The organism is Zhongshania sp. (genome assembly GCF_041584495.1).
Classification (GTDB): domain Bacteria; phylum Pseudomonadota; class Gammaproteobacteria; order Pseudomonadales; family Spongiibacteraceae; genus Spongiibacter.
In genome coordinates this window covers 1-1,001 of sequence record NZ_JBFHDY010000336.1, presented here as the reverse complement: position 1 = coordinate 1,001, position 1,001 = coordinate 1, and the positions used below count along the sequence as shown (strand labels likewise).

2 protein-coding genes are annotated in these 1,001 nt (G+C 48.9%); both read right to left on the bottom strand.

Annotated elements, in window-relative coordinates; all coding sequences use genetic code 11:
* Window positions 1-53: 53 nt before the first annotated feature.
* Window positions 54-350: a 50S ribosomal protein L23 gene (gene rplW, locus ABYP33_RS19665; RefSeq protein ID WP_008248356.1), complete on the bottom strand. Its 297-nt coding sequence runs from the start codon at window positions 348-350 to the stop codon at window positions 54-56.
* Window positions 347-964, bottom strand: a complete 618-nt coding sequence (rplD, locus tag ABYP33_RS19660) for a 50S ribosomal protein L4 (protein WP_373093095.1) — start codon at window positions 962-964, stop codon at window positions 347-349. Before rplD ends, rplW begins: the two co-directional genes overlap by 4 nt.
* Between the last annotated feature and the right edge of the window lie 37 nt (window positions 965-1,001).

Below are 1,001 nucleotides of genomic sequence, written 5' to 3'. Positions count from 1 at the left end.
GCCGGGAGAAGTCGGTTTACTTTTTACAATTGCCATTTGACTAAACTCCAGACTTATTCAGCGACCGCAAAGTCAATGTCTTGACCCTGCGCAAGGCTTACATACGCTTTCTTCCAGCTTGACTTTTTGCTCAAACCAAACCGATTACGCTTAACCTTACCTTTTACGTTCACTGTACGAACATCCAACACACTGACTTTAAAAAGCATTTCTACCGCTTTCTTAATTTCCAGCTTATTAGCGTTCGGCAGCACTCGAAAAACCACCTGATTATTAAGCTCTGTGCTCGCTGCACTTTTTTCAGAAACGTGCGGGCCGAGCAGTACCTTATAGATGCGCTCTTTATTCATCCCAACAGCTCCTCAAACTTTTTCAATGCAGCAACAGTGACAACCACTTTGTCGTAGCCAATCAAGCTTACTGGATCAACACCACTTACATCGCGAACATCAACATTGTGCAGATTGCGCGCAGCAAGATACAAATTCCCGCTCACTTCTTCCGTCACAACCAACGCACCTTCGAGACCGTACTCATCAAGCGACTTAACCAGCAACTTCGTTTTCGGCGACTCAAGTGCAAATTCTTCAACCACAACCAAGCGTTCCTGACGAGCCAGCTCAGACAGAATCGTGCAAAGCGCGGCACGATACATTTTACGGTTTACTTTTTGAGTATGATCCTGCGGGCGCGCAGCAAACGTCACGCCGCCCCCACGCCAAATTGGCGACCGAATTGTACCAGCACGTGCGCGGCCAGTGCCTTTTTGACGCCAAGGCTTCTTGCCGCCACCACGAACATCAGAACGTGTCTTTTGAGCCCGAGTACCCTGACGCGCACCGGCCATATACGCGACTACTACTTGGTGCACCAGATCTTCGTTAAACTCGCGTGCAAAGGTGACGTCAGATACCTGAACTGTCCCCGCTGCCCCGTTACCGGGTTTCGCAATACTTAATTCCATTGCATCGCCCCCTAGGATTTTTTAGCTTTTACAGCAG

Coding starts and splice junctions, on each gene's coding strand:
- rplW (WP_008248356.1), bottom strand. CDS start 350: ATGAATAAAGAGCGCATCTATAAGGTACTGCTCGGCCCGCACGTTTCT.
- rplD (WP_373093095.1), bottom strand. CDS start 964: ATGGAATTAAGTATTGCGAAACCCGGTAACGGGGCAGCGGGGACAGTT.